Origin of the sequence: Bacillus sp. 03113 (genome assembly GCF_006546985.1) — a bacterium.
Classification (GTDB): Bacteria; Bacillota; Bacilli; order Bacillales; family Cytobacillaceae; genus VATK01.
This window is the reverse complement of the sequence record NZ_VATK01000001.1, coordinates 72,829-96,150: the sequence shown is the minus strand read 5'-3', so window position 1 is coordinate 96,150 and position 23,322 is coordinate 72,829. Positions and strand designations below refer to the sequence as shown.

20 protein-coding genes are annotated in these 23,322 nt (G+C 36.2%); 6 read left to right on the top strand and 14 right to left on the bottom strand.

Annotated elements, in window-relative coordinates; all coding sequences use genetic code 11:
• Nucleotides 1-130: 130 nt before the first annotated feature.
• A complete protein-coding gene (locus tag FDO66_RS02150) occupies nt 131-1,084 on the bottom strand; it encodes a sugar-binding transcriptional regulator (RefSeq protein ID WP_141430766.1) in 954 nt (317 codons plus the stop codon).
• A gap of 325 nt (nt 1,085-1,409) precedes the next feature.
• Here FDO66_RS02150 and rpiA point away from each other — a divergent pair, with 325 nt between their 5' ends.
• Entirely contained in the window at nt 1,410-2,081 is a 672-nt protein-coding gene (gene rpiA, locus FDO66_RS02145) for a ribose 5-phosphate isomerase A (protein ID WP_141430765.1), read from the top strand.
• A gap of 11 nt (nt 2,082-2,092) precedes the next feature.
• Entirely contained in the window at nt 2,093-3,085 is a 993-nt protein-coding gene (locus FDO66_RS02140; RefSeq protein WP_141430764.1) for a Gfo/Idh/MocA family protein, read from the top strand.
• Nucleotides 3,086-3,342: 257 nt separating this feature from the next.
• Here FDO66_RS02140 and FDO66_RS02135 read toward each other — a convergent pair whose 3' ends face one another.
• The 3 genes from FDO66_RS02135 to FDO66_RS02125 are packed head-to-tail and all read right to left on the bottom strand — an operon-like array spanning nt 3,343 to nt 6,006.
• Nucleotides 3,343-4,338, bottom strand: a complete 996-nt coding sequence (locus FDO66_RS02135; protein WP_141430763.1) for an ABC transporter substrate-binding protein — start codon at nt 4,336-4,338, stop codon at nt 3,343-3,345.
• 17 nt (nt 4,339-4,355) lie between these two features.
• A complete protein-coding gene (locus FDO66_RS02130) occupies nt 4,356-5,168 on the bottom strand; it encodes an ABC transporter permease (RefSeq protein ID WP_258535535.1) in 813 nt (270 codons plus the stop codon).
• Nucleotides 5,169-5,190: 22 nt separating this feature from the next.
• Entirely contained in the window at nt 5,191-6,006 is an 816-nt protein-coding gene (locus tag FDO66_RS02125) for an ABC transporter ATP-binding protein (protein ID WP_141431139.1), read from the bottom strand.
• 538 nt (nt 6,007-6,544) lie between these two features.
• Between FDO66_RS02125 and FDO66_RS02120 the strand changes: the two genes are divergently transcribed.
• Nucleotides 6,545-7,453: a TauD/TfdA dioxygenase family protein gene (locus FDO66_RS02120; RefSeq protein WP_141430761.1), complete on the top strand. Its 909-nt coding sequence runs from the start codon at nt 6,545-6,547 to the stop codon at nt 7,451-7,453.
• Between the two features lie 186 nt (nt 7,454-7,639).
• Here the strand turns inward: FDO66_RS02120 and FDO66_RS02115 are convergent, their stop codons facing one another.
• The 5 genes from FDO66_RS02115 to FDO66_RS02095 form a co-directional block, all read right to left on the bottom strand.
• On the bottom strand, nt 7,640-10,141 hold the full coding sequence (locus tag FDO66_RS02115) for a YfhO family protein (RefSeq protein ID WP_258535571.1): 2,502 nt from the start codon (nt 10,139-10,141) through the stop codon (nt 7,640-7,642).
• Between the two features lie 723 nt (nt 10,142-10,864).
• Entirely contained in the window at nt 10,865-11,536 is a 672-nt protein-coding gene (locus FDO66_RS02110) for a GNAT family N-acetyltransferase (RefSeq protein ID WP_141430759.1), read from the bottom strand.
• Complete coding sequence (locus FDO66_RS02105) at nt 11,493-12,218, bottom strand: GNAT family N-acetyltransferase (RefSeq protein ID WP_141430758.1); 726 nt, start codon at nt 12,216-12,218, stop codon at nt 11,493-11,495. The genes FDO66_RS02110 and FDO66_RS02105 overlap by 44 nt, the downstream gene beginning before the upstream one ends.
• 23 nt (nt 12,219-12,241) lie before the next feature.
• On the bottom strand, nt 12,242-13,120 hold the full coding sequence (locus FDO66_RS02100) for a carbon-nitrogen hydrolase family protein (RefSeq protein ID WP_141430757.1): 879 nt from the start codon (nt 13,118-13,120) through the stop codon (nt 12,242-12,244).
• Nucleotides 13,121-13,485: 365 nt separating this feature from the next.
• Complete coding sequence (locus FDO66_RS02095) at nt 13,486-14,292, bottom strand: alpha/beta fold hydrolase (RefSeq protein WP_141430756.1); 807 nt, start codon at nt 14,290-14,292, stop codon at nt 13,486-13,488.
• Between the two features lie 260 nt (nt 14,293-14,552).
• Between FDO66_RS02095 and FDO66_RS02090 the strand changes: the two genes are divergently transcribed.
• Nucleotides 14,553-16,424 (top strand): glycoside hydrolase family 15 protein, encoded by a 1,872-nt coding sequence (locus tag FDO66_RS02090; protein ID WP_141430755.1) that lies wholly within the window; start codon nt 14,553-14,555, stop codon nt 16,422-16,424.
• Between the two features lie 127 nt (nt 16,425-16,551).
• Entirely contained in the window at nt 16,552-17,115 is a 564-nt protein-coding gene (locus tag FDO66_RS02085; RefSeq protein WP_141430754.1) for a hypothetical protein, read from the top strand.
• Between the two features lie 274 nt (nt 17,116-17,389).
• On the opposite strand, the gene FDO66_RS02080 is transcribed toward FDO66_RS02085, so the two are convergent.
• The 4 genes from FDO66_RS02080 to FDO66_RS02065 form a co-directional block, all read right to left on the bottom strand.
• Entirely contained in the window at nt 17,390-18,202 is an 813-nt protein-coding gene (locus tag FDO66_RS02080; RefSeq protein WP_141430753.1) for an arylamine N-acetyltransferase, read from the bottom strand.
• Nucleotides 18,203-18,214: 12 nt separating this feature from the next.
• Complete coding sequence (locus tag FDO66_RS02075) at nt 18,215-18,670, bottom strand: DUF2269 family protein (protein WP_258535570.1); 456 nt, start codon at nt 18,668-18,670, stop codon at nt 18,215-18,217.
• A gap of 89 nt (nt 18,671-18,759) precedes the next feature.
• Nucleotides 18,760-19,926, bottom strand: a complete 1,167-nt coding sequence (locus tag FDO66_RS21090; protein WP_220095143.1) for a LuxR C-terminal-related transcriptional regulator — start codon at nt 19,924-19,926, stop codon at nt 18,760-18,762.
• Nucleotides 19,923-20,399, bottom strand: a complete 477-nt coding sequence (locus FDO66_RS02065; protein WP_141430751.1) for a hypothetical protein — start codon at nt 20,397-20,399, stop codon at nt 19,923-19,925. The genes FDO66_RS21090 and FDO66_RS02065 overlap by 4 nt, the downstream gene beginning before the upstream one ends.
• Before the next feature lie 695 nt (nt 20,400-21,094).
• Here FDO66_RS02065 and FDO66_RS02060 point away from each other — a divergent pair.
• Nucleotides 21,095-22,513: an NAD(P)-binding domain-containing protein gene (locus FDO66_RS02060; protein ID WP_141431137.1), complete on the top strand. Its 1,419-nt coding sequence runs from the start codon at nt 21,095-21,097 to the stop codon at nt 22,511-22,513.
• A gap of 45 nt (nt 22,514-22,558) precedes the next feature.
• Here the strand turns inward: FDO66_RS02060 and FDO66_RS02055 are convergent, their stop codons facing one another.
• On the bottom strand, nt 22,559-23,230 hold the full coding sequence (locus tag FDO66_RS02055) for a YdeI/OmpD-associated family protein (RefSeq protein ID WP_141430750.1): 672 nt from the start codon (nt 23,228-23,230) through the stop codon (nt 22,559-22,561).
• Nucleotides 23,231-23,322: the final 92 nt, after the last annotated feature.

The following is a 23,322-nucleotide window of genomic DNA, read 5'->3' as shown; positions in this document are numbered from 1 at the left end:
TTTCTTCATATATATACATCCTTGTCTTTATCATTTAATCAAAATAAAAACACTTAAGAAGACTAGTCCAACTTGTCAGATAATCTAACAAACTGGACTTGCTGCTTCCTAAGTGTTCCTGAATCATTTATTAAAGATTATTCAAAATCGCATTGGCTGTTTCTTCGGTTGTAACGAAAGCATTTACATAACCACCCTTTAATGCTCCAATGATTCCTGGAACCTTTTCGAGCGATTCTGCTACTCCGATCGAATAGCGAGCTTTTTTGATTTGATTTAGATTGATTGTAATCGTCCGTTCTGTAAGTGCTGTTTGTACTGGAACTCCGTTTTCATCAAAGAATCGGGAACAAATATCACCGACAACTCTTCCATCCTCGAGCTCTTCAATGACAGAATCACCATAAAAGGTGTGCCATGTTGATTTCCCTGCAATCTCTAGTGAACCAATGCCAAAAACAGCAACCGTTATTTTATTCCACAAGCCTGTAATTTCTTGTATGTGAGGGGAGGCTAATAAATCATTTCTCGTTGATTTTTTCTCAACAATAGCAGGTACATCAATCATCAAGGAATGAGCATGAAATTTTAGCGCTGCTTGATAACAAATCGTATTTACATGATATTTACTATTTAACCTTCCAGATGGTCCACCTACCATTGGTACAAACATAACATCCTTTTTCTTCGATGGCTGAAGCTCTTCTATAACCGCAGCCAAGCTGCTTCCCCAGGAAAAACCGATCACATCTTCATCATTTACCACTCTGTCCAACAATCCTGCACAGGCTTGCCCCATTGCCTTCAGCTTCATAGAGCTTGGTTGATCAGCCCCAACAGGAACAACGATTGCTTCCTTTAATCCAAAACGCTCCTTCAATTTTTGTTCAATCGTAAAATTATCGCTGCTATCATAATTAATCGTAATTTTGACAATGCCTTCTTCACGTACTTTTTTCAGCATCCGACTAATAGTAGTACGATAAATTCCGAGCTCATTCGCTATTTGATTTTGGGTCATATCTTTTTCATAGTACATTTGGGCAATTTTGATTAACAGCTTTTTTTCTTCATTGCTTTTCATTTTTTATCCTCACACAGCTTGCACATATGTTCACTAACGGAAAATATGTGCTCAAGTTTTTGCGCTCATTATACAATTTTTTTGCCCTATTTGTAAAACTGTATCGCTTAATGATTTTGCAAAATGAATGGATCATGTTAGTTTTTCATACATAATAAATGTACTTATATGAAGAAAAACGCAAGGAGAATCCTGATGATTGACAGATAAAAGGTGCGAATGTATACTGAAATCAATTGATTGCACATTTTATATCAATAAAGCACATTTGTGCAAAATCAACTTTTTTTCGATTTCATTCGTATACTTGGGAGATGAATAGCCATTGGATAAAAAGAAGAATTGTGCAAAAGAAGCTCTCGCTTATATTAATAATTATTCGATCGTCGGATTAGGTGGTGGAAGCACCATCTCCTATTTAATCGACTTTATCAAGGAAAAGGAGCTTCAAGTTAAAGTTGTAACCCCTTCATTTAAAACAAAAATGCTTTGTCTTCAGAATGGATTAGACGTTCTTCATACTTCCTTTGTTGATCATGTTGATGTCGCCTTTGATGGCTGTGATGAAGTAGATGAACAATTATTCGCACTCAAAAGCGGAGGCGGGATACATACAAAGGAAAAGCTCATTGCAAGCATGGCGGATGACTACATTCTTCTTGTGGATGATACAAAATTCGTCAAGGCTTTAACTTTCGGGCAGCCCGTTGTTCTTGAGATTTTAGAGGAATCGTTAGCCTATGTAACAAAAGCCGTCACAAAATTAGGAGGGGAACCCGTCACAAGGCAAAGTACAGCTAAAGATGGCGCAACCATTAGTGATAACGGAAATTTACTATTAGATGTTCACTTTCAAGCAGGTAAGGATATTGAAAAGCTTCAAGGTAGCCTTAAAAGAATTTGTGGCGTGGTAGATACTTCTTTGTTTACGAAAGAAGTTACAAAGGTGCTTGTGGCGAGTGATGATGAAGTAAAAGTGTTTGAAAAAAATAAATGAGGTGAAAACAAATGACAACCATTAATTGGGCAATTTTAGGACCTGGGAACATTGCTGCAGAATTTGCACAGGCTTTAAATGAAGTGAATGGTACCATCTATGCAGTAGGATCAAGAACTATAGAAAAGGCGCAAAAATTTGCCGATCGTTTTCATGTTGAAAAAGCGTATGATAATTACGACGAAATGTTAAAGGATCCAGCGATTGATGTTGTTTACATTTCAACTCCACATAGCAATCACTATGAATATATCATCCAAAGCTTAAAAAATAATAAACATGTATTATGCGAGAAAGCGATCACAGTAAATAGTCATCAATTAAAGAAGATCGTTCAATTAGCTGAAGAAAAGAATTTAGTAGTCGCTGAAGCGATGACCATTTATCATATGCCTTTATATAAACAATTACGTGAAATCCTTCACTCAGGAAAATTAGGCAAGCTGAAAATGGTTCAAGTCTCCTTTGGAAGCTGCAAGGAGTACGATGTGACCAATCGATTTTTCAGCAAGGATTTAGCCGGCGGGGCACTACTCGATATCGGTACCTACGCTCTTTCCTTTACTCGATTCTTTCTCTCAGAGCAGCCTCATGAAGTCTTGACGACTGTGAAAGAATTTGAGACTGGTGTTGATGAGCAATCAGGCATTATTTTGAAAAATGCCGCTGATGAAATGGCTGTCATCTCATTAACAATGAGAGCAAAAATGCCAAAAAGAGGAGTAGTCGCTGGAGAATTAGGCTTTATCACCGTGGATAATTTCCCTAGAGCTGAGAAAGCGATCATTACGTATGTCGATGGGACACAGGAAATCATCGAAGCTGGTGAAACAGCAAAAGCATTAAACTATGAAATTGAAGATATGCAAAATTATATTCTAAAAAATAGCAGCAAGGAAACATTAGATTTATCCGTTGATGTCATGGATCTTATGACGAATGTTCGTAATCAATGGGGGATTGAATATCCTTTTGAGAAACTCGTTGGTAAATTAGGAGAATAAGATTTAGTGCATCTGTATACCTTGTCGGAATTATTAAGATATACAGATGCTTTTTGTTTTAATATCAGAATTTATATCTGAAGTTAGATTACTGTCTAGCTCCAGCGCCTATCGACTATCAAACTTCAGGTCTTCTCCCTACGATAAGTCAACATCGATTCGCTAACGCTCATCGTGTATCCTTTATCTCAGTCGAAGCCCCTCCAGTTTGTACGTCGATGACCAAGGCGCTTGTGCTTTTCTTATCCAAAATACAGCTATTTTGCTTTATCCGGATATACTTCTTTTAAAGGTTCAACTTCCGTTTTATCCTCAATATCGAACTGTTCCTTAATGAGCCCGTTTTTCTGCGTCCAATCAAGGATTTCTTGTAAATGTTGTACATCCTCCTGGGTAAACGCTAGATTAAAATCCCAATCCTTTTTTAATTCTTCCTGAACCTTGTCTGCTGGTAATTTAAGTTCTTTAAATGCTAAATTAGCTGCTTGATCTGGATGCTTCTTTATATATGGATTGGCTTCATTCAAAGCTTTGATTATATTCTTTACCGTCTCTGGATTTTTTTGGGCAAAATCTCCGCTTGCTACTACATAGCCTCTCATGGCAAAGTTAATATCGTTAAGATCATTCAATACCTTTGATCCCTTAACTTCTGTCGCTTTGGCAAGAAAAGATCCATCAAACCAAGCACCATCAATCTCTCCCTTTTCAAACGCTGCATATATTTCTGCAGTAGATGTTAATGGTTCAAGTGTTACGTCGCTTTTATCAATGTTAAACTTATCTAAATATCTTGCCCAAACATATTCGTTCACTGTTCCTCTTTGTACCCCTAAACGTTTTCCTTTTAAATCCTCTGGTTTATTAATTTCGTCTTTCACAATTAATTTCAATCGACTAGGGCTAGGGATCGTAAACCGTGTAATAATTTTTAAATCACCCTTGCCTAAACGAGTTAATGCAGCATAATCCATTGCGATTCCGATATCAGCTTGATTGGAAATAACCGTATTTAATGTATCTATTCCAAAAGAATAAGTTGAAAACTCTGCATCAACGCCATGTTTTTTTAAAAAACCTTGGTCGCCTGCAACACGAAAAGGAAGTGAAAATACACCCGAATCCAAAGCGATGGATACCTTCTGCCCTTTGCTTTCTTTCCCAGAAGTTGATTGGCTGCATCCTGCTAAAAAAATGGCAAGTATAAGAATGGTTGATAGAAATATAGTTGAAATAGACACGTTTTTTTTCATTGAATTGATCCTTTCTATTAGGAAGCTTGTCTGAGCAAGTCCTTCTTTTTATTATTTGCTTTACGCACACCATATTTTTTTAGCAACAGACTGCCTACATTTGTTAGGACTTTGTCCATAAAGAATCCCATTAAACCTAGTGTAATGATGCCAATAAAAATCCAATCGGTTTTTAAATATAGTCTAGACGTCCAAATTAAATAGCCAATCCCCTCTTTAGCAGCTAACATTTCTGCTCCAACAATGGCCATAAAGGAGTTTCCCATCGCTAAGCGGATTCCATTAAAAATGTATGGAACAGCTGCTGGGAGAATCACATGAAATAAGATTTGTGAATCTGAAGCTCCCATCGACCTAGCAGCTCGAAATTTATTTTCATCAATCGCAAGCACACCTGTCATTGTATTAAGGGTTACGACAAATAGAGTTGTATAAGTGATAAGGGCTATTTTGGACTGTTCCCCAATTCCTAACCAAAGAATAAATAAAGTAACAAATACGAGTGCAGGAATAAATCTAAAAAAATTGAGAAACGGTTCTAGTAATAATCGAATATAACGAAATTTCCCCATTAATAATCCAAAAGGAATGCCAATTAAACTACCGAGAGTCCAACCAGCTAGGATACGGCCATAACTTATGAAAGCATAGTTTTGTAAGGATCCATCACGCACTAATTCAATTCCGCCAAGTAAGGTTTGCCACGGTCCAGGAAAAAATTCCGGCTTCGAAAATAGAGAGATGACATGCCAAATAATGATCCCAGCGATCCATCCAAAAAGGCCTAACCATACGGCTTCGGAAGTTCTAGTTTTATTAAAGAATTTCAACCTGATTCTCCTCCAGTCTCTTTTATATAATTTTGCTAATATCTTCAACATCGAAACTATGATTAGCATCTATATTCAGTTCAAAATGAGATTGGATCTTTTTATAATATTCGTTAAAATTTGGTGCTGTTATATCTCGAGGAAAAGGAAGCTTTATATCATAAATACTCTCAATAATAGAACCTGGACCTTTCGACATAATCCCTATTCTTTGACCTAAAAGAATCGCTTCTTGAATATCGTGAGTAACAAAAATGATGGTTTTCTTTGTATGAAGCCAAATACGAAATAACTCCTGCTGGATCGTACGTCTTGTCTGTGCATCTAATGCTCCAAAAGGCTCATCCATTAATAAAATATCCGAGTTGTTCGCTAAAACTCTTGCTATTTGTACACGCTGTTTCATCCCACCAGATAGCTCATCTGGATATTTTTTCTCATGCCCACTCAAACCAACTAATTTTAAGTATTGATCTGAAACAGCTTTTCTTTCTTTTTTGCTCACTTTTTGCATTTTTAGCCCAAATTCAACATTTTCCCTTACATTTAACCAAGGAAATAAAGCGGCATCAGGCTGTTGAAAGACCATCGCTCTTTCTTTTCCTGGCCCTTTTACTTCATTGCCTTGAATAAAAAAATCTCCACCGGATTTACGAATAAAACCAGCTATAATATTTAACAAGGTTGATTTACCACAACCACTAGGTCCAAGGAGAATGAAAAACTCCCCCCGAGGAATTTCAAGATTGATTTCTTGGATCACACTTTCTTTTGACTTAGGATCATAAAATTTAACAAGGTCTTTAATGACGATCAAATTTTCTTGGGCAATACTCATTATTAACCACTCCTTTCCTTTCGTACTTTCTGACAAAAAAGCACTCCTCTAGTAGATTAGAAGAGTGCTTCCGTCAGAACGGTCAGCATATGTTTTTAAAATAACCGATTAAACTTATTGGATTTATTTGTTTAACACTATAATGAGCGTGAAAATGTTTGTCAAGGTCTTTTTGTAAAAATAACTTAGAGTTAAAGAGAAGAGATTTAAAGTTCAAAATTAAATTTTTTTTTAAATTTTTTTGTTGACATTTTTCAAAAGAGAATCTAATATCATAATAACCGATGGGATTACTATACTTTAATTTTTCGTTAGATATTACGACTGCCCACCAGTCATCTGGAGGCCAGGACACCGCTTAAGCGAGTGTCCTGGCCTTTTTTTGTAAATGCAACGAACCCGTCGAATTATGTTAATGGAGGATGATAAGTACAAGGTATGTGAGATGTATTGCTTTGAACTCAATAGTTAAAGAAGCCCAGTGTGTTTTTGTTTTTCATTGAACCCAATGAAGGGGAATTAATAGGAGGTAAGAAAAATGAGCGTAATTGAAAAAACAATCTTAACAAATGCGGGTTTAGAAATACATCCAGTTGCGGGGCGCATTGGAGCTGAAATTCGAGGTGTTCGACTTTCCTCAGAGCTTGACGCACCAACAGTAGACGCTATTAAGCAGGCGCTGCTTCAATATAAAGTGATTTTCTTCCGCGATCAGAATCATCTTGATGACGAAAGCCAAGAAGCGTTTGCCCAATTATTTGGCGAACCTGTTGCCCACCCTACCGTTCCAACAAGACAAGCAACAGACTACGTTCATGAGCTTGACTCCTCACATGGAGGAGGAAGAGCAAACTCCTGGCATACAGATGTCACATTTGTTGATGCCTATCCGAAAATATCGATCCTTCGCGGGGTTTCAATCCCACCTGCTGGCGGTGATACCGTTTGGGCAAATACTGCTGCTGCCTACGAGGATCTTTCTCCTGAGTTGCGCGAACTAGCTGATCGACTTTGGGCGCTGCACACAAACGAATACGACTATTTGGGATCTCATACAGAAGCTTCTACTGAGGCAGTAAAACATTTCAATGAAGTCTTCGCCTCTACTGTATACGAAACAGAACATCCTATCGTCCAAGTACATCCTGAAACGGGAGAACGAACTTTAATACTAGGGCACTTTGTGAAAAAGATTTTGGGCTTGTCTTCCTCAGATTCGTTCCATCTATTTTCTGTGCTGCAAAATCATATCATTAAATTAGAGAATACGGTTCGCTGGCGCTGGTCAGCTGGTGATGTAGCAATTTGGGACAACCGTGCAACACAGCATTACGCCATTAATGATTATGGCGATCAACATCGCGTCGTACGCCGTGTAACTGTTAAAGGGGAAATACCTGTAAGTATTGATGGCCGTCACAGTATTACTCGCAGGGGAAAACAATAGAATGTTGTAACACTGTAGGGTTCAACCGTTTTTTATCAGCTTAATAGATGAAAACGAATCTATTAGCTAAGTTACATATGGTGAACCCTACACCCTTAACAAAGTGGTACTTTATTTTTCGTAGTTTACAATAAGATTGTTATATTTCGAAATTATATAGACTTCTATTATAATTTTATGACTATGTTATTTACCTTCTTTCTTTTTTAGAGAATTTCTTCTAAATTTTACTATTCTACATGTTAAGTAAACCAAAACGGAGAATGCTGACACTCCCATTGAAATATACAATATTTTTGGTACATACTTTAAATGTACAATATGTGTTCCTTTTTCTAATTTAACTCCTATAAACTCTCCTATTTTTTGATATTCAGTAAGAGTCCCATCCACTTTAATTCTCCAATTTTTATCATAAGGTATACTTAAAAAGAGCATTTCTTGATTATTTTGGACGGTAATCTCACCTTTTAATTTCGTATCTGAATAATCTTTAATCTTAAGCGAGTTTTGGTTTAGCTTGTTCACTTCTTTTTCCAAACTCGAGTAATTTAAGGTATAAAAAATAGGCATTTGGAGATTTGGTGTATTATTTTTTAACAAAATAGATACAGTTACATCTTGATTTTCATACGTACCCAAATCAATTAAATTCAACAATCCCACCTTTGTAGCATCAATAGGTTCATTATTAACTAAGATATCCATTTTACCTTCATAATCTTGATATGTTTCACTATCTAATTGCATATACAATTCTCTTGTATTTGAAATTTTCATAGATGCTTCAATTGAAGGTTTATCATTACTCTGTTGTATTTGTAAAACTTGATTCGTACCTTTTGTTAAAGAATTTAAATTCGTTTGCGGTTTCTGCTTTTCATAATAAGCGGATCCGTCAATCAAACGATTTTGTATGTTAAAAATATCAGATTGACCTTCTACATTCATAAACCCTTTATTAACCATATAACCCAATGGCAGATTAATATTTATTTTGTATACCTTTATATTTCCTTCTTCAAACATTTTCGTATATATTCTTTCATCTAAGCCTTTCGTTGTCACTATATATTTAAATCCTAAGAGTGCATCACTTAAAAAGATTCCGTTTTCCATGGAAACTGCTCGTGTACTAGCAGAATATCCTAGTTTATTTAAGAACATATTGTTTTCTGCTCGACCAGTAGAAGTATAAATGGTCATCCCTTTGTATTTATATCTTAAAGACTCATTTGGAAATGAAACCAAGCTAGTATCAATCTTTATTCGATAAAAAGATTGATCTAATGATTGCAGCGAAGCAATTGCTGTTTCATAGGAAGGATTATTTTTGTTATACCAATTATAAGGACCGGATGATCCTGTATAATTTCTTAAAATAAATTGACTATTCAATCCCATATCTCCCAGAACAAGAAAACATAAACATACTTTAGAGAAGACATGTACCCTTTTAGGTAATCGTTTATTTACTAAAAAGAAAAAGAATATAGCATAGCAAATTAGAATTAAAATATTCATATTAATCAATTCTATTGTAAAGATGTTCTGATTCAACAATTTATTTGCCATACATAAAAACAGAATATTATACCCAGCAACACCTATTAGTCGCTTAGGGGAAGTATATTCTAACTTTTCTAATGCCTTAACAGACAGAATTAGCATAAGGAAGGATACAACGAATGCATACCGATAATTTGCTCCAGCTGGCACTTCAAAAACATGCCATACCCTGTTCAAGAAACCATTTGTCATACAATATAGAAGAAATCCTAACAATAATCCATAAATAATACGTTCTCTAACAGCGTATTTTTGATTTAAAAAATATAAAGGGACTAAAAGGACAGCTCCCACTCCTGCATATATACTTAAATTTTGTAATTCGGTAGTACCGTTAAAGAAATGACCATATAAATCCAATGGATTTAGTAGATATGTAAAGAGATTTGTATCTTCTGACGTGTATTTATTTTTTCTCAACTCTAGATAAGTAGGAATCGTTATAAAAGACGTAAATAAAACAGCTAAAAAGACACCTTTGAAAAAAAGGATAAATCTTTTTATGACATCTTTTTTAGTAAAAATATTTACATAACATTCTGCAACAAAATAAAGAAATACAAATATGCCAACCATATATGAAATATAGAAGTTTGCGATAAATAATATCGACAAACTGATTAAAAATAAAGTGTACTTTTCTGATTTTAGAATGTCTTGAATTCCTGCAATGATAATCGGTAATAAATAAATGGCATCTAACCACATTGGCAGAAAATAATAAGTAATGGAAAATGACATCAGTGCGTAGCTTATGGAAAAAATAAAAATAGTAAAATGGTTTTGTGTAAAGTGCTTTTTCAGTAAGTAAGACATGGTTAAAGAACTTAAACCTATTTTTATCATCCATATCATTAGTATGGAAAAAGGAATAAAAGACCTAGGAAATACGAGAATTAAAAGAGATAAAGGTGATGATAAATAATAACATATTGTCGCCCAAAAGGATGTTCCCAATCCATAATTCCATGTATAGATGGCACTGCTGCTTCCTGTCAAAACATCATATAAATGATGATAGAACATGGTTAACTGAGCTGGTAAATCAATATACCAGATTGAAGCTTCTCCAAACGGAGAGATTTTAAGTCTTATAAATACGAGGACTAAAATGATCATCGGGATAAAAAATAAACCTGAATATCTCAATGACCTTTTCATTTTCTCCATATATTAAATTTTCCTTTCTTGTTAGAATTTTATAGATTTGTTTAAACGAGGTCATGTTATATACATGCCGCGTTTATTTTAGCATACTTTCGAATCATAACTTCCATATTTTATAAATGTGTTAATCGTTTTACTAAAAAATCATAGGAAGAAATTTTTCATTGTATAATTTTTGCTAAGCTCAAGCAAAATATTTCCATCCAAAAACTGGACAAATTACATCATCGCCTTTCTTGTAAGTTTTACTTGAAATGGCTATGTGAATGACTCTATTGATTTTTGGATGATTTAGCGAATCTTCCTAACGTTTAAATGTTTCACGTGTAACATTACGAATTTCTTTAAAAAACGATACCAGTGTACGATTCTTCCTCCTTTTAAAATACATAGTGTACTATCTTTCGTGACAGAACAAATTTAAGAAATGGCCTAATAATACTAATAAAGCAGAAAGTGATCAGGTTGCTTTCACCTTTTAAAAAACGAGGATCCTATTAAAGGGGTATAAAAATATAAAAAGAGCATTGTTTGATAAAGGAAATGGATTACTTGGACAACGGTTTAAATTACCGTTTAGGTGCAAGAATAGAGAATCGTGAAGTGCCTAGCGGAACAGATTATATAGAAAAAGCAAAAAGGCTTAACCTATGGTGATTAAGCCTTTGTCTTACATTATATTGGCATTAACTTGATCGTATCTTTTTCTTCTAAGCTTTGAATCATTTCACCCCAAGACTTTGGCTTATTAGGCAGCACTGAATAATAACGTTTTAGAAAGTTTATAATCAAGCTGCTATTTAACTCATCCCTACTATCGTCCATGACAAGAAAACATAGGTCGAGTCCAGATACAGCTTCTCCATCATTATGCCAAGAAGGATGAACGTAAGAGAAATCAAGACGTTTATAGCCAAGGTGAGACAAAACTTCTCGGCGTACATATGGATTCATCGACTTAACTCCGCCAAATTCATATTGCTCTACTTGATATGGGTCATAAATTTCAGCAAACATTCCATGTAACTTCTTTCCGCACGCTAATGCTAAAGAATGTAAATCGGCTAACCTCTTTTGTGCCAAAAATGCTCCAATACCAAGCCCGTCTTTCCTGATAATGGTAAAGTCGGTCATTGCTACATTAAAATCCTCATAATACCGGTATTCTGTCGCTCCTACCACCTTTCCATTAAGAACTGCAACAAAGACACGAATTCCCGGATCTTCTAAAGGTTCTTTCCAAAGAGATAATTCCAATACCTCTTCTGGAGGAAATATTTCTTGTATTAATTGATGCATTTGTTTAAATAATGGATCTTCTATGTTCGTAATTCGACGATATTTCATCTTCCGTTTTCTCCTTGTCTACAATAAAGGGGTTTTTCCACTCCATCAGTGTACCGTAATTACAAGACTCTTTATCTTCTATATAGTTTGCTACGACTTTAAGCGGAGTCCTACCGCAGCGAAGCAGAAACGTGATGACAGGGTCTTTTAATTCCCCTTTTACAAGAGCTTTGAGATATTGTTCTGGAGTCATTTCATTGGCATGTTTATAGTAGCCAGGCATTCTGCCGCCGCCTAACAATCGTTCTAACCCTTTATGAATCACAACATTGTACATCGATAACATCATCCATTTTCCTAATCCCAGTTTTCGATAGGTAGGGCTTACACTAATGTCGACAACATAGAGTGTATTTCCATTTGGTTTATGATTTCGAATATAACCATTATCTGTAATCTCTTCCCATGTATGCTCAGGTTTTTTCGGATCAAAATCAATCATCAGCCCTGTCATCGATCCCGCCATTTTACCATCTACTTCTATACATAAGGCTCCCTGAGGAAATAACGTAACATGGTTGTTTAATTGGTCCTCATTCCACCATAATTCAGACGGAAATGGCGGAGGGAAACTCTCCTGTTGGATACGAATTAAATCTTGAAAGTCTTCTTTTCCATAATTTCGAATCACTGCTGGAACAGGACGGTTCTGGTCAAAAACAAAAAACTCCTTTCGATACATCCTCATTTCTCCCTATACTTAATTTAAAGAACAAGCTCTCTTTTTAAATCCCAATCTGGATAAAGGTCTGTTCGGCGATCTCGCCATGTCGTAACGGAACCACTTTCACGGACCTGATACAGCAGCTCTAAATTCAAATCCGTTGTAACAATCATATCTTGATTCATTTCTCCTTCTACTAATAAGCCTTTAGGCGGAAATGGAATATCGTTAGGCGTAATAACCGCCGCCTGCCCAAAATTTGCTCGCATAAAGTCAACGGTCGGGAGAGAACCAACTGTACCAGAGTTTACAACGTACACCTGATTTTCAATGGCTCTCGCATGGCTTGTATAACGAACACGATGAAAACCATGTCGGTCATCTGTACAAGATGGACAAAAGATAACATCGGCTCCTTTTGCCTTGGCCATTCGGACAATTTCAGGAAATTCAATATCATAACAAGTTAACATCGCAATAGTTCCTTTATCTGTTTCAAATACTTGTAATCCTTCACCAGGAGTTAAGTTCCATTCCTGCAGCTCTGTTGGTGTCATATGAAGCTTTGGTTGTTCCGCTACTCTTCCATCTGGATAGAACAAATGGGCTGCATTATATAACTTATTATTTCTCTTGATAACATGTGTACCTGCTATAATATGCGTATTTGTTTTAATAGCTAAATGGATAAATAACGAACGATATTGCTCAGTGAAATTGGGTAAGTCATGGATGGATAACGCATTTCCTTGGAGATCTCCAATAGACATAAGCTGCGTGGTAAAAAATTCGGGGAACATAATAAATTCTGCTCCAAATTCTTCTGCTGTTTTGACATAGTGTTCAACTTGATTAGCAAATTCCTCAAAAGAATGTATCGTATGAAGATGATATTGAACCGCTGAGACTCTTAGTTTCATCAGGTTCCTCCTTTTCTCTTAATGATTTATTCAAATATTCTTACAATTAATTTGGAATATTTATAGATTTCAGTATAACAGGGGCCATTTTCTCTTGAAAGTACATACTTTAAATACACTTAGTATCAAAAGTATACTTATATCTGCAATAATTTAGAAGAAAACATTTTGGGAATATACTTTTTATAGATTAACGAATGATTCGAGGGTCTAAAACGATTATTTTCAATAAGAAAATGAGCTTAAAAAAGATCCTTCTTATTGAAAGAGAAGGATCTTTTTGATATCCCAACTATGATGTTCTATGTAAAACAAGAACTACTAAATTAGGAACAATAACAACTTTTCTACGATTTTTTACATGTTCACTGTACAGTTTGTATAAATTGGTGCACAGCTAAATTAAACCGCTCACTTTCTTCTAAAAACGGACAATGACAGCTATTTTCAAAGATTTCCAGCTTTGAATTTGGAATGTTATCTCGAAGGTGTTCACCAGCAGCAACAGGGATTAATTTTTCTTCCCTTCCAAAACATAGCAAACTCGGTATTGTTATTTTGGGTAGAAACTCACGGTAGTCAACAACTGATTGATCAAACAAAATGGCACTTGCAATCGATTCTGGCATTTTTGTTACTTCTTCCATGATCCATTCCATTTCCTTTTCAGGAAGCTCTTCCTTAAACATTAATGGCACGAACCCTTTTAATGTAGCTCGTCTATCATTTTGAATTCCCCTCATAAAATGAATAAGCGTCGGAAAATCAAAAGCACCTATTGGGAAATCAGGCCATTTAAAGTCAGAAGCCATTTCGTCTACAATTACATTTGCTTTTACATTTTCTTCACCAAATTGTTGAAGATATTCCCATACAACGAAGGCTCCCATCGACCAGCCAACTAAAACAACATCCTTTAATCCGAGACCTGTAATAAACTCCTCCAAGTCACGGGCATATGTTTCAATGGTATGTCCAAATGGTACTTGATCCGATTTTCCATGTCCTCTTAAATCAAGTAAAAATACTCGATAATTCTCTGAAAAATAAGGTAGTTGATTGTGAAAAAAGCGGCTGCTCATCCAAACTCCATGTATAAAAATAATGGGCATTCCTTGTCCTTTCTCTTCAAAATAAAGCTGAGTCTGATCCTTTAATGTATACGTTGGCATCCTAATCCCTCCACGTTATCAAAATGATTTGATGTGAGAAAAATATGCTTCTGTTAACACAAACTTGCTATTAAAAATAACAAAAAATTACTTTTAAGATAACCATTCGATAAAGAACTTAAAATCCTCTTGTTTTTATTCCCTTTTAAACCTAGTTAATAACAACTCAAAAATAAAATTCCATGAAACACATTCTACTTAAATATATTTCTTATAATCTACATATCATATATTGACCTTCATGAAGGGAGACTAAATTTATGCATTATTTTATCGGTCAAAATCAAGATAATCATGCTCCTATTTCGAACGGGAACGTATTAGCATGGCTGCAGCAATATGATGCCTGCTGCCGCCCTATTGATAAAATAAGCCAATTCTTTTTTCCAAACTTTGATCTATCAAGTGCTTTATTAGATGAACAAGGCTCTTATGTACTTGTAAAGGATCATAATGAAAAAATCTGGTACGATCCATATGGATTGATTCAACAGGATGTTGGACAAATTGGTGAAATTATTTCGATGAACAGCACTCGTTACATAAATGGAACAGGTATATATGAAGTGGTTTCTCATAAAGGCAATACCGTTGTAAAAACAAAAACATGGGCTCCTCCTTCCAGAAACGCGCTTATCCGTTCGGTACAAGTCAAAACACTCCGCGGAAATCATTCAACCGCAACCATCTTTCCTGTCATCCATCTCAAAAACATAGTCCAAAGAATAGAAAATACATTTATTTCGCGAATAGCTGAAAATCAATGGCTCGCTGCGACCGTCTTTCCAGATGCTAAAGGAATCGCAGGTGATGTGGCTAAAGCTGTAACAGGCGGTCAAATATTCATGTTCGAGCATAGCCTACTTCCTATCCCTTTAGTTTTTACGATTAAGCAATTTGTTCCCCGTGAAAAGTACAGTCAGCCTGTTTATCAAGTATCCGCAGCTGGCTCTTCAAAAGAAGAGGCACTCAAAGAACTGCAAAAAACACTTGCAACGATTAAACAAAGTGAACAGCAGACATTACATGAATGGGAAGAGTGGCAGAAAGAAACGATTGATATAGGAACGCTCTCACCACAGCTTAAGTATTTCTGGAGACTTAGCAATACGTTATTAAAGATGAGCTTACAAAAGGACGGCACTCCTATTATCATAGGGTTTAAACCATACCAAGGGAATGTTTGGATACGTGATAGCTTATGGATTGCTTCCACTTTAGCACTCGCAGGTCATAAGGGGGATGCTGTAAGGGCTTTATACGCAACCCTTAGTTATTTAGTAAAGCGTCCCGATGGCAATTATTATTTTGCCTATAACGTTGTTACTCGTTTACCAAGTGAGCATGCATTTGAAAATGATACAACTGGATTAATCTTATATGCCATTTGGCAAATATGGTCCATAACAAAATTGAACACTATTATATACGACATGTGGCACATCATTAGCCAATCCGCAGACTGGATCTTAAAAAATCGGGATTCAACCGGTCTTATTTTACCCGACGCAGGAATTTGGGAAACGTTCGGTCCACATTTAGGCGAGTCTTTTGAGCATATGACATGGACGTCTGCCATTTCCTCCTATGGGTTACTTAAAGCCGCAGAAATGGCTGAAGCGATTCAGGAAAATGAAAAAGCGAAGGAGTTTAGACAAGGAGCACATGAACTAGTTCAAGCGATCGGGAAACATAATGTTCATAATGGCATTGTGACTCGTTCGATGGAATCAAAGCTATTGGATGCATCCGTAACTTTGTTTTTCTCGGAGTTTCCAATTTTCCCAAAAGAATGGGTAGATCCAACCTTGCAGGCCATTCAACTAAGATTAGAAGATCCCTTTATCGGAGGAATTTGGAGACATGAAGCATTAACAACTGAAGAAGGCGATTTAAAACCATGGTTCGGACCTACTTTTTGGTTAGGTGAAGCCCTTTTCGTGAAAGGGGATGTCGCTCAGGCATGGAAATACTTCAACCATAATTACCACAATAGTGCTTTTTGTGGCCTCATGCCGGAATTATTGTATAGCCGTGGTCGTGCTAGAGGAATTGGAATGCCAAGCTACTCGCAATCAGGGGTTATCAGGTCTTTATTATTGGTTCAAAAGTTGTTTTATAGGAGAGATTAGATTGGGAAATTTCTAATCTAGCTATGGAGTAAGCTTCTTACTTAGTGATAGTACCTAATTGTTACAGAGATAAAAATCAGTTTTTCCCTCTACCATCAAATGTTATAATTTTCAAAAGGAGGGAATTATGAACTTTATTGCATGGATGATCATCACTTGCGAAGTAGCTTTTTGGATAGTTATTCTTTTCGGTTTACTTCTAAGATATTTGTTTCATTTTAAAAAACTAGGACTTATTTTACTTGCCTTAACACCTGTTATTGATTTGCTACTGATTATTATTACAAGTATAGATTTGTACAACGGAGCAACCGCTACTATTGCACATGGACTCGCAGCCGTTTATATCGGCGTGTCAATTGCATTCGGCAAAAGTATGATCAAATGGGCGGATGAACGCTTTCAATATTATTTTATTAAAAAGGGAACAAAACCTTCCAAAAAAGCAGGGATTAAATTTGCTAAGAGCTATGCAAAAGGATTTATTAGGCATATAATCGCTTTTTTAATAGGCTCCTCTATTTTATTAATGATGATTTATTATATTAACGATTCCAAACGAACTGACAACCTTTATGGAATGATCAAAATTTGGACCCTTATTCTATCAATTGATATGTTTATTACGATAAGTTATTTTATTTGGCCTAAAAAAGAGAAAACAATACCAAGGGATCAAAATAGTAATTGATATCTATGCATGGGAATGATGGACAATATCCAACTGGAATAAAAACCTTTTAGGCAGTATAAAAAAGGTAACGGTTTTTATCAAGCCACCAGCTTTCTAAGATTGTAGAAGCGGGAGTACCCGAGGAATTGGAATGCCAAGCTATTAACAATCAGGGGTGTTCAGGTCATTATTAATGGCTAAGAAATTGTTTCATAGGAGTGATTAGGTTAAGTTTTTATACTGAAGACACCGCAAATAAGGTGATTTATCCATCTGCAGTGTCCCAAAAAATCTAATCTTCAGGAAAAAGAATGACATTGCGTTCCTCTAAAAACTCCAACGCAAAGACAAGGTCTTGTTCCTGAAGGTTGAATGTCTCTTGCATCATGTTCAACCATTCTTTTCTATCCGAATAGTCCTTCACTTGAGTCTTATGATTGGATTTAATGAGAAGCTTGGAATTCATAACAGAATAGCTTATTCTCTCCTTAAAGATTGTTGCAACCATTCTTCTCATAAAAGGATTTTCATCTTCATCCCTATGAGCATAGACGATATCTTCCAAAAAGCTTTCTCGTTCAACTGGAAACCATTCAATGGTTTTCGTTACAAAGCTTTTCCCTCCAGTTCTTCGGTCAATAATATAATGCTGGTCACTTTGTTTATTAATGTAAATCTCTTCCCCACAGCGAACGATATATGGTTCACTTTCAATCCATAATGGCTCAAACAATGGAGCCATGTATCCCACATCGGTATAATAAGATTTGCCCTCGACCGTCACCATTAAGGCAAGATGATTATTCCCCCCTCTTACCCGTGTTATTTTCACATCAAAGCCAAGTGATTGTAGTAATTCCCCAAAATAGATGTTTAAGATATAACAGTTCCCTCCCCACCCTTTTTGAATTAAATTATCCAAATATTCTTCCTTGCTAGGAATGAGATCTGACTTTTTCCTAGTTGAATAATAATGATATTTGCTCACTATCTCAAAAGGAACACGGTGGAGATGAGTTTCAATTAATCTTTGAAGATATTCATAAGTAGGCTCCTTTTTTTCGATCCCTAAAAATTGCAAGTATAAGTCGCTCCAGCTTTTCATCTGCACTTCCTCCTATACAGGTTTGATGACCATAAAAATAAAAATAATTAAGACAATTGCACATGCCACAATATGAAGATTTCGAACCTTTTGCAGCAACACTAAAGATTCTTCATTTACTAAAATTTCACCTGAATCAATCAATTGAGCGAGATGACTTGATAGCCTTTTAGCTGCTGGAGCTAAAAAACCAACGATGACCACTTCAGCAATTAGATAGAGTACAAGAGTCCCTCCAATCCATATCGAAATAATACTTCCATATTCTCCAAGCCAAAGGAGAAGCAATCCAGAAAGCAAAGTTAACGTCCCAAAAATTTTAGGAAAAACCTCTAAACGGCTGACCAATTCTGTCGTCCGTTGTACTTCTACAATTGATTTCTCTTTTTTCAAGATAAATGGAAAGGCATATGCTGGACCAAACCCAATGACAGCTGAAATAACGTGAATAAATACAATCCATTCCATCAAAAAATCACCACCTATACATAAGATTCGTTTTCGAACCTTATTATAAATGGCGATAAAAAAACCAAATATCGGTTAAATTACGTATTTTATACATTATTTTTTGGATCTAATAATCCATGTTCGATGATATAACTTGCAAGTGCTGTTCTTGAGTTTATCTCTAATTTTTGATAGATCCGTTCCAAGTGCGTAGTAACGGTTCTTTTGCTTAAAAATAGTGTATCAGCAATTTCGGCATTTGATAACCCACGAGCTATAAGGATCGCAACCTGCAATTCCCTAGGACTTAAAGGACTTTTTACCTCCCCGCTTTTCTTCGATCCTTCTAGTTGAATCCGCTCTAAAGCCTGTTCGATAATTGGCTGTCTCTCTTTTTTTTCTAGAAGTGATATCTTTTTAATAAGCTCTGAGAGATGTCGAGATGTAACTTGAAGCATGTAATCGTTAAATGCCGAAAAACAAGCAGAGTCATTGCTTTGACTACAAATGGCACCTGTTATTTTTCCGGAATCACCTAGAATTGGGATTACTATATAATGAGGGTCAACCTTTTCATAATCCTGCTTGGAAAAATCCTCTTTATTCTTCTGATGATGGAGAAAGGTTGTCATCGCATATTGAAATTGCGACCGAATATTACTAATTCGGACTGGTTTTCCCTTTTGGACAGACCACAAGGCAACACGATAAAGAACTTGTTTCGCTGTTTCCTCATCTATTCCGCGCACAGCGGCAAGTTGTAAAAGATTTGATTCATTTTCCTCAACCAGCCATAACGCCGAACAGGCCCAACCGAATTTCTTTTCTAATTGCTCTAATAGCTCATTGTAAACATTGATCATTGATACGATCAGACTATTTTCCTCTGAACATATACGAGCAGACAGCACTCGGAACATTTCAGAAGAATGAACCGTCATAGTGATTCCAGTTTCTAACATCATGGTAAGCAGCTCATATTGCTTCTTCATTTCTTCAAAAATTTCTCCATCCGTTCTAGTTACTGTATACTCAACCTCCAACTCCCAAGTTGAAAAAGTATTTGGATCTACTGTCCGGATAAAGGCAAAAGGATTCTCTTTTAAATTTTGAATACTTTTCTTTAACATATGGTTTGCGATCGCTACATGATTTCTATCAACATACCAGACTCGTGATATGTTCGTAATGTTTGGGATTCCATTTTGACTACATGTGATTAAAGTTGCTGGTAAGACGCCCATTAAAGCTGGCTTCATCTCTTCAGGAATCATGTATCATTCCTCCTTTGATACTTTTTTCCAGCATAGGGACCAGGAGTATGGACAAAGATATCTGTCGCTTGATAGGTAATAACATCACAATGAGCTTTTGAAAGGGGATATTTCATATATAATTTCGGAAAAATTTTTAAGCTTCCTTTTCGATAATTGTTTAAAATTTCATAATCTTTTTCATCATCGCTTGACCTATAATCTAGAAATTCCCCTTTTATTTGATAAGATTCGTTTGAAAATCCATCAGTAAATAAACAAGCCACTATACTTTTCCCATTATTTACAATCGAAAGAAGTTTCTCTGCTTGAGACTTAAGTATATATACACTTAACTGATCGCTTCCTTCATAGGTTCTTACACCAAAACAGCGCAACGAATAAGGCCGTTTGTTCGCATCTGAAACAGCTAAATGGATATATAATGGTTCCGTTTTCACCAAGAATTCGACAACCTGATCATCAAGGATCATTCATGAGTCCCCCCGCCTAGATTAGCCAAAGATTACCTTGTTATTCATTACGTTCTTGTTTCAAGAATCCCGTCAATAAAATAGACTGTCAAATAATCTTACTATATAATCATTTTTCTGGTGTATTAGTAAAGACGTTACTATGAGTATGAATTTTCTTTATTATATGTCATATTCTTCAATTACGTATTTTTGACTGTTAACTGATCCGATTTCAGTAGCTAAAATAAAGATAAAGCTTAAAGAGGTGTTAGCTGTAGCCATTCTATACGTCTATATTCCCTTAGATAAATTCATTACAATCGTTTAAATACCTTGAAACCCGCTAACTGCCGAATAATCGAGTAAGAACATTGATATTCCCTATTAGATTTCCCATCCTACACCTTACATTTATGTTTCCTATAGATATTTTTCTATTCTCAAGGAGAATTTACGAACTGCTTCTATTAGTGATTCTGAACAATCGTTAAAACAATATTTAGACAAAATGAACATTCAATAAATTTACAGAAAAATGATAATATATAGAAAAGAAAATGATGTTATGTTTTGCTTCAATATGATGTAATAAAATATTACATACGCATCTATTATTCTGATTAAGAATGTGAAAAGTTTTCTACCAAAAAAGGCTTTTAAGAGAATAATAATAGATTTTATATCAAAGAAACCATTGAAAGGAATGATAAATGATGAGCTTAGAGGCTTTAAATGAACGAGTGAAAAACGACCTTTCTTATCTCGCCTTCGGTGGTCCGAACTGGGTTCGCCAACTCAGCCATCCAGAGGGACATGTGTATGATGTAGTGATCGTTGGCGGAGGACAAAGTGGCTTAGGAGCTGCTTTCGGACTTTTGCGTGAGCGCGTATCCAACATCCTCGTTATTGACGAAAACCCAGAAGGCGTAGAAGGACCATGGGAAACCTATGCCCGTATGGTGACGCTTAGAACGCCAAAGCATTTAACTTCCATCGACCTTGGAGTTCCTTCCTTAACATTCCGCTCGTGGTGGGAAGCCCAATTCGGACCAGAAGGCTGGGAAGAGGTCGATAAGATTCCACGGGGCGACTGGATGAACTATCTTCGTTGGTATCGAAAGGTTCTTAATCTCCCCGTTATTAATGAGGTGAAATTGAATCTAATCGATCCTGCGGAAGATGGAATTCACCGACTTCATATCGAAGGTCCAGGAGCACCATCTAACCTATTACTTGCACGTAAGGTAGTTTTAGCTACTGGAATTCAAGGTGGCGGCGAATGGCATGTTCCGAAGTTTATTTCAGATAAATTGCCAGAAAATCTCTATGCACACACTTCAAAAGCAATTGATTTTGAAGCGCTAAAAGGTAAGAAAGTTGCTGTTTTGGGCGGCGGGGCCTCGGCTTTTGATAATGCCAATTTCGCACTATCAGAAGGTGTGGCTGAGGCACATGTTTTTGTTCGCCGCAAGGAAATGCCGCGAATTAATCCAATCCGTCAAATGGAGGTTTCCGGTATGATCGAGCATTTTTACGCTTTACCGGACGCCGATAAATATACAGCGATGGCTCACTTCTTTAAGCATAATCAGCCGCCGACGAATGATACCTTTGGACGTGCAGCTTCATGGCCTGGCTTTAATCTGCATTTAGGTGCTCCATGGCTAGATGTTGAGGCAACCGATGAGGGAGCAGTGGTGACTACACCTCAAGGCAAATTCACATTTGATTTCTTAATTATCAGTACCGGCCTTATTACAGATCCGGCTTTGCGTCCGGAACTAAGACTCGTCGAAAGCCATATTACTCGCTGGGGTGACCGCTTTAAAGCTCCAGAAGAAATAGCCAACCCAATGCTAGATGCACATCCTTACTTAAGTCCTGGCTTTGCTTACTTAAGCCGTGATGCAAGAGGCGAAAAGCTGCTTCATGGAATCTTTGCTTTTAACTATTCCGCTCTAATCAACAGCGGAATTGCAGCCTCTGCACTTTCCGGCATGAGATATGGTGTACCAAAGCTCGTATCAGCAGTAACCGATCAACTTTTCCTTGATGATCGCGATGAAAATCTTAAAGATTTCTTTGCCTATAATGAGGTTGAATTTGTTGGGGAATGGCCGGTTAAGGCATAAAGACCTAAAGGCTTATGATCGTTTATACGATTATAAGCCTTTTTTTCATTTTTTGTTTTGACGATATAAATCCCGACTTTTGTAGCCCGCAGCAAGAATCATTTTCATCTCCTCGCGCCGTTTTTTTCTTGTTGCTTCTTGTTTCGCACTATACACATAACGGGCCCAATCTTTACGGTAACCAGGTGTAAGGGATTGATAAAGAGCTAGTACATCAGGAGCATCCTGCAGGCTTTTTTCGACCTCAGGAATCAGCTCTATATAATCATCTACACATTGACTTGCTTTCGTAGATGTTTGATTTTTACCTTTAGAATCTTCTTTTAATCCGACAACCGTAAAAACATCATCTAACCCAACCATACGTGCAAACTTAATGCTGCTTGTCCCTACATAACCATCTTCATCCGCACCTAACCCACCAAATAAATCATCGCGATGAATAAACGTTGGATACACTTTATTCCCCTTTTTGGGATAAGCCAAAAAAAGATATCCGTTTTTATTAAGAGCATTCTTCTCAACAACCTTGCTTACTAGTCCTTGTAGTGATTCCATATCTAACACAAAACCAAAAATTAAATCATATGAAGAATCCGTTAGCTCCGTATCATAATCGGTTAGCTCAGTAAAATAATCTGCACCATTTGGCACATTCAATATCGCTGCTTTTTTATATTTATGTAAGCTTAGCTTTTCTACGATTGTTTTTGCCATTGTTCATCCACCTTTTAGATTTATATATCGCTTCGTTCAGTTTGAAACATTTTAACTTGCCAAAACCAATCTTTCAACCGTCATGATGAAGT